We start from the raw sequence: 6,238 nt of genomic DNA, 5'->3' as shown, positions 1-6,238 counted from the left end.
GACCGGAGGAGGTCGCCGGGCGGGCACGACGGGCCGGGTCAGGCCCAGGCGAGGTGCTCGCGGTTGTGGGCGAGCAGCCGGTCCGTGAGCCGGTCGGCGAGCTCGATCTGGCCGACCAGCGGGTGGGCGAGCAGGGCGTCGAAGACCCGGTCGCGGCCGCCGCGCAGGGCGGCGTCGAGGGCGAGGTGTTCGTACGAGGTGACGGCGGCGATCAGGCCGGCGTACAGCGGTTCGACGGGCCGCTGCGGCAGCGGGCGCACGCCCCGCGCGTCCACCTCGGCCGGCACCTCGATGACGGCGTCGTCCGGCAGGAAGGGCAGCACGCCGTCGTTGCGGGTGTTCACCACCTGCACGGAGGTCCCGTCGCCGGTGCCGAGCAGTGCGGCGATCAGCTGGACGGCGGCCTCCGAGTAGAACGCGCCGCCGCGCTTGCCGAGCAGCTCGGGTTTGGTGTCCAGGGCCGGGTCGGCGTACAGCTCCAGCAGCTGCCGCTCGATCTCGGCCACCTGCGCGGCCCGCGAGCCCTGCTCCTTCAGCTCCGCCACCACCGCGTCGTGCTGGTAGAAGTACCGCAGGTAGTAGGACGGCACCACGCCGAGCCGCTCGATGACGGCCTGCGGCAGGTGCAGGTCCTCGGCGATCTCCTTGCCGTGCGAGGAGAGCAGCTCCGGGAGCACCTCGCGCCCGGCCGCGGCGCCCGGGGCGTCCAGCAGGGTCACCCCGCGCTCCCAGGTCAGGTGGTTGAGCCCGACGTGGTCGAGCCGGACCAGCTCCGGGTCCACGCCCAGGTGCGCCGCGAACTTGCGCTGGAAGCCGATCGCGACGTTGCACAGCCCCACGGCCTTGTGGCCGGCGCTCTGCAGGGCCCGGGTGACGATGCCGACCGGGTTGGTGAAGTCCACGATCCAGGCGTCCGGGTTGGTCCGGCGCACCTGCTCGGCGATGTCCAGCACCACCGGGACGGTGCGCAGCGCCTTGGCGAGCCCGCCGGCGCCGGTGGTCTCCTGTCCGACGCAGCCGCACTCCAGCGGCCAGGTCTCGTCCTGGTTGCGCGCCGCCTGCCCGCCGACGCGCAGCTGGAGCAGCACGGCGTCGGCGCCGGCGACGCCCGCCGCCAGGTCCGTGGTGACCGTGACGACCGCGCAGTGCCCCTGCCTGGCGAAGATCCGCCGGGCGAGGCCGCCGATCAGCTCCAGGCGCTCGGCGGCCGGGTCGATCAGCACCAGCTCGCCGATCGGCAGGGTGTCGCGCAGCCGGGCGAAGCCGTCGATCAGCTCCGGGGTGTACGTCGAACCGCCGCCGACGATTGCCAACTTCAGTGCGGACATCAGCCCTTGACCCCTGTCAGTGTCACGCCTTCGATGAAGGCCTTCTGAGCGAAGAAGAAGAGGACGATCACCGGGGCCATCACCAGCAGGGTGGCGGCCATGGTGAGGTTCCAGTTGGTGTGGTGGGCGGCCTTGAAGGACTCCAGCCCGTAACTGAGGGTCCAGGCCTCGTGGTTGTTGCTGGCGTAGATCTGCGGGCCGAAGTAGTCGTTCCAGCAGTAGAAGAACTGGAACAGCGCGACCGCCGCGATGGCCGGCTTGGCCATCGGCAGGACCACCCGCAGCAGGGTGCGCAGGTCGCCGCAGCCGTCCATCCGGGCGGCCTCGATGTACTCCTTGGGGATGGTCATCAGGAACTGGCGCAGCAGGAAGATGGAGAACGCGTCGCCGAAGGCCATCGGGATGATCAGCGGCCAGAGCGAGCCGCTCAGGCCCATCTGCTTGGCCCAGAACAGGTACATCGGGATGACGGTGACCTGCGGCGGCAGCATCATCATCGCGATGACCGCCATCAGTGCCAGGTTGCGGCCCCGGAAGCGGAACTTGGCGAGCGCGTAGGCCACCGGGAGGCTGGAGACCACGGTCAGCAGGGTGCCGAGCGCGGCGTACAGCAGGGTGTTGCGCCACCAGGTGAGGAAGCCGGGGGTGTCCCAGACCTTGCCGTAGTTGCCCCAGTTCCAGCTGGTCGGCCAGTAGTCGGTGGTGAGCGCCTGCTGGTCCGACATCACCGAGGTGAGGAAGACGAACACGAAGGGCAGCAGGAAGAACAGCGCGGCGGCGATGGCCAGTGCGTGCACGGCCACCCAGTTGAGCGCCGCGCGGCGCCGGGCGGCCCGGGCGGCGGGGCCGCCGGGGCGGGAGGGGCCGGCGGAGGCCGGCGCCTTGGTGAGTGTGGTGCCAAGAGTCATGATCAGGTCCTCACAGGCCCGCTAGTCGTCGCTCGCCGTGAAGCCGGAGCGGCGGCGGAGCAGGATCGAGGTGACGGCCATCGAGATGGCGAACAGCACCAGGGCGACGACGCAGGCCGCGCCGTAGTCGAAGCGCTGGAAACCGAGGTTGTAGACCATCTGCGGCAGGGTCCAGGTGGAGCCGCCCGGGTAGCCGGGCTCGAACGGCTGGCCGGAGCCACCCGCGATGCCGCTGGCGACCTTCCCGGCGACGATCGCCTGGGTGTAGTACTGCATGGTCTGGATCACCCCGGTGACCACCGCGAACATGATGATCGGCGAGATGTTCGGCAGGGTGACGTACCGGAACCGCTGGAACGGGCCGGCGCCGTCCAGCTCGGCCGCCTCGTACTGTTCCCTGGGGACGTCCAGCAGCGAGGCCATGAAGATGACCATCAGGTCGCCGATGCCCCACATGGCGAGCAGGGTGAGCGCGGGCTTGGACCAGTCCTCGGAGGCGAACCAGCCGGGCTGCGGCAGGCCGAGCTCGCCGAGCAGGTGGTTGACCGGGCCGGTGCCGGGGTTGAACAGGAAGGCGAAGGCGACGGTCGCGGCCACCGGCGGGGCCAGGTACGGCAGGTAGAAGGCGGTGCGGAAGAAGCCGGCGCCGGTCTTGACCTTGGTGATGAGCATCCCGATGCCCAGGCCGAAGGCGACCCGCAGGCTCACCATGACGACGACCAGCCACAGGGTGTTGCGCAGGCCCTGCCAGAAGGTCGGCAGCTGGTTGAAGACGTAGTCCCAGTTCTTCAGGCCGCTGAAGGTCGGGGAGCCGAAGCCGTTGTAGGAGGTGAAGGAGAAATAGAGGGTGGAGACCAGCGGGTAGACGAAGAAGACGCTGAACCCGATCAGCCAGGGGGAGAGGAAGGCGAGGGTGCGGGCCGCCTCCCGGCGGCGCTTCCGGCGCAGCAGGTGCTGCGTGGAGGGCGCCGCCGGGCCGGTCGGTCCCGCGTCGGCCTCGTCGCTTCCCTTGCGGGTGCCGAACGCGAGTGACATGGGAGCTCCGTGGACCGTTCCGGGCCTACTTGGCCTGGGCGATGTCGGTGTCGATCTGCTTGGCCGTGGCGGCCAGGCCGGCCTGGAGGTCGGTCTGCTTGCCGGACTCGTAGTCGTAGCCGAGGTTCTGCAGGGTGATGATGTAGCTGCCGCCGTTGACGGCCGGCGGGGTGGTGGTGGAGTTGGCGTTCCTGGCGACGTCCAGGAAGGTCTTGACGTTCTCGTCGCTGACCAGCTTCGGCGAGTTGAGCGCGTCGAAGGTGCTCGGCACGTTGTGGATCGCGTTGGCGAAGCCGACCACCGCGTCGGTGTCCGTGGTCAGGTACTTGACGAACTCCCAGGCGGCGGCCTGCTTCTTGCTGGTGCTGGCGATGCCGACGATGGTGCCGGTCTGGTAGCCGCGGCCGTAGGTGTCGGCCTGGTCGTCCGGGACGGGGAAGGCGGCGGTGGCCCACTCGAAGTCGGGCTTGTCCTTGGCGAGCGAGGCGGTGCGCCACTCGCCGTCGAGGATCATCGCGACCTGGCCGGTGTGGAAGGGGTTCTTGGCGCTGAACTCCTCGCCGAAGGTGGCGCGGTACTTCTCCAGCTTGTCGTAGCCGCCGAGCTGGTCGACCAGGCCCTTCTGCCACTTGAACATCGCGGCGACCTTCGGGTCGGTGGCGATGTTCGACTTGCCGTCGGAGCCGAAGTAGGTGGGGCCGTACTGGCCGAGGAAGTGCTCGGTGGTGTTCTCGTAGCCGTGGTACAGCGGCATGAAGCCGAGCTGCTTGTACGAGTCGCCGTCGGCGACGGTCAGCTTGGCGGCGTCCTCGGCGAACTCGCTGAAGGTCTTCGGCGGGTTGGCGATGCCGGCGGCGGCGAAGGCCTTCTTGTTGTAGTACAGGCCGTAGGCGTCGCCGAGCAGCGGCAGCGAGCACTGGTTGCCCTGGAACTGCGTGTAGTCGAGCATCGTGGCCGGGAAGGTCTTGGCCGGGTCGATGCCGCTCTTCCGGAGCATCGGCTTGAGGTCGACGAAGGCCTTGGTCGAGCAGAACATGCCGACGTTGTTGGTGGTGAACGAGGAGACCACGTCCGGCGCGTCGGCGCCGCCGGCCCGCAGGGCCTGGTTGACCTTGTCGTCCGCGAGGCTGTCCACGGCCTTGACGTGGATGTTGGGGTGGCTCTTCTCGAAGGCGGCGATGTTGTCGTTGATCGCCTTGATCTCGTTCTCCTGGCTCCAGCCGTGCCAGAAGGTGATGGTGACGTCCTTGCCGCCGGCCGAGTCGTCGCTGCCGCCCGAGTCGCTGGAACCGGTGCAGGCGGAGGCGAGCAGGGCCAGGACGGCGCTGCCGGCGACGGCGGCGATGGTGCGGCGGCCTCTGCGGGAGGTGGTGGCGTGCACTTCGGGATCCTCCTGGGGGTGCGCGGGCAGGCCTCGTTGCCTCGGGTCCCGCGTTCGGGGGTTGGGGAGAGCTGGGTGCAGGGAGCGAGGTGACAGGGGGAGCGTCAGTGGGTGGAGAAGACCGCCTCGCGGGCGTCGGACAGGGCACGTTGCAGGGCGCCGAGCAGGACCGGTGAGCCGGGCAGGGCGCTGCTGCGGACCTCCGGCCGGGCGATGGAGATCCGCGCCAGTTCGTCCTCGACCAGCGCGCGCAGGCGCTCGCCGCCCGCGCTCGGCACCACGCCGGAGAGGACCACCAGCTGGGGGTCGACGACGGCGACGATCACCGCCAGCCCGACGGCGAGCCGCCCGGCCAGCTCGGCGAGGAAGGCGTCGCCGGCGCCCGGGGTGGCCAGCGCCTTGGCGACGGACTCCTGTGCGGTGGCCGCTCCGAGCCCGTGCTCACGGGCCAGGGCCCGGACGGCGGGTGCGCCGACCAGCGCCTGGAACCCGCCGAACTTGCGGCGGCGGGCGTCCCACTCGACCGGCGAGTCGGGCAGCGGCATGTAGCCGACCTCCCCGGCGCCGCCGGTGAAGCCGCGGTGCAGCCGTCCGGCGATCACGATCGCCGCGCCGACGCCCGCCCCGGCCCAGAGCAGGACGAAGTCCTCGAAGCCGGCCGCCGCACCCGAGGACCGTTCGGCGACGGCGGCCAGGTTCACGTCGTTCTCGATCGACACCGGCGCGCCGATCGCCCCGGTCAGCTCCTCGACCAGTCGCGGCGAGTGCCAGCCCGGCAGGTGGGAGGCGTAGCGCAGTTTGCCGGTGACGGGGTCGGGGGCGCCGCCGAGCCCGATCGCGGCGGTGCGCAGGCCGCCCTCGGGGATTCCGGCGGCCCGCGCCGCCTCGGCCACCGCGGCGGCGACGGTCGGTACGGTGCCGGCGGCCGGGACGCCCTTGGTCGGCACGGTGTGCTCGGCCAGCGTGGTGCCGGTGATGTCGGCGACGGCGACCCGGATCTCGCTGTTGGTGACGTCCAGTCCGGCGACGTACCCGGCGGCCGGATTCACCTGGTACAGCTGGGCGTTGGGGCCGGGTCCGCCCGCCGTGGTGCCGACCGGCAGGACCAGCCCGGCCGCCTCCAGCCGGGCCAGCAACTGGGAGGCGGTGGGCTTGGACAGCCCGGTGAGGGCGCCGATCTGGGTGCGCGAGAGCGGCCCGTTCTCCAGCAGCAGTTCGAGGGCGGCGCGGTCGTTGATGGCGCGCAGCAGGCTGGGGGTGCCGGCGAGGGGGGCCTTGGCGATGCTCTTGGTCATGCCCGGAATCCTCCTCTTTCGGCTGGTCGGGACGGTCCGCGGGTGGCGCCGGCGCGGGGAGCGGGCGGGCTTCGGGCGAACTGTTAGGAAACTTTCCAGTCGCTTGGGAAGGACCGTAAGGGCCGTGTCGGCGGGGTGTCAATGGTGGGTGGAGCGGAGGATGCCGAAGCGTTACCGGACAGCACGAAGCCCCGCCCCCGCCGGAGCGGGGCCAACACTCGCCTAGCCTCCAAGGACGGAAACTTATATAAAAAGGAAAAAATAAGTGCGCCGCCCCTCCTTGGGTGGGGA

Annotated in this window: 5 protein-coding genes; all 5 read right to left on the bottom strand. The window is 70.7% G+C overall.

Translation table 11 applies throughout. From position 1 onward, the window contains the following. Positions 1-38 precede the first annotated feature (38 nt). The 5 genes from ACFU7Y_RS37950 to ACFU7Y_RS37930 all read right to left on the bottom strand — a co-directional run bounded on the left by ACFU7Y_RS37950 (position 39) and on the right by ACFU7Y_RS37930 (position 5,947). A complete protein-coding gene (locus ACFU7Y_RS37950) occupies positions 39-1,319 on the bottom strand; it encodes a 6-phospho-beta-glucosidase (protein WP_380771082.1) in 1,281 nt (426 codons plus the stop codon). A gap of 8 nt (positions 1,320-1,327) precedes the next feature. Further along, on the bottom strand, positions 1,328-2,236 hold the full coding sequence (locus ACFU7Y_RS37945; protein ID WP_380771081.1) for a carbohydrate ABC transporter permease: 909 nt from the start codon (positions 2,234-2,236) through the stop codon (positions 1,328-1,330). Between the two features lie 21 nt (positions 2,237-2,257). Further along, entirely contained in the window at positions 2,258-3,271 is a 1,014-nt protein-coding gene (locus ACFU7Y_RS37940) for a carbohydrate ABC transporter permease (protein ID WP_224282998.1), read from the bottom strand. Positions 3,272-3,296: 25 nt separating this feature from the next. Then, positions 3,297-4,652, bottom strand: a complete 1,356-nt coding sequence (locus tag ACFU7Y_RS37935; protein ID WP_224282997.1) for an ABC transporter substrate-binding protein — start codon at positions 4,650-4,652, stop codon at positions 3,297-3,299. A gap of 104 nt (positions 4,653-4,756) precedes the next feature. Then, the gene (locus ACFU7Y_RS37930; RefSeq protein WP_380771080.1) at positions 4,757-5,947 is read right to left on the bottom strand and encodes an ROK family protein; all 1,191 of its coding nucleotides are present in this window, start codon (positions 5,945-5,947) and stop codon (positions 4,757-4,759) included. Positions 5,948-6,238: the final 291 nt, after the last annotated feature.

The sequence above is a fragment of the Kitasatospora sp. NPDC057542 genome, from assembly GCF_042801945.1.
Classification (GTDB): Bacteria; Actinomycetota; Actinomycetes; order Streptomycetales; family Streptomycetaceae; genus Kitasatospora.
This window is presented reverse-complemented; position numbering and strand designations above follow the sequence as displayed.

Bases quoted from the DNA above. Each gene is read 5' to 3' on its own strand.
- ACFU7Y_RS37940 (WP_224282998.1), bottom strand. From the start codon at position 3,271: ATGTCACTCGCGTTCGGCACCCGCAAGGGAAGCGACGAGGCCGACGCG.
- ACFU7Y_RS37930 (WP_380771080.1), bottom strand. From the start codon at position 5,947: ATGACCAAGAGCATCGCCAAGGCCCCCCTCGCCGGCACCCCCAGCCTG.
- ACFU7Y_RS37945 (WP_380771081.1), bottom strand. From the start codon at position 2,236: ATGACTCTTGGCACCACACTCACCAAGGCGCCGGCCTCCGCCGGCCCC.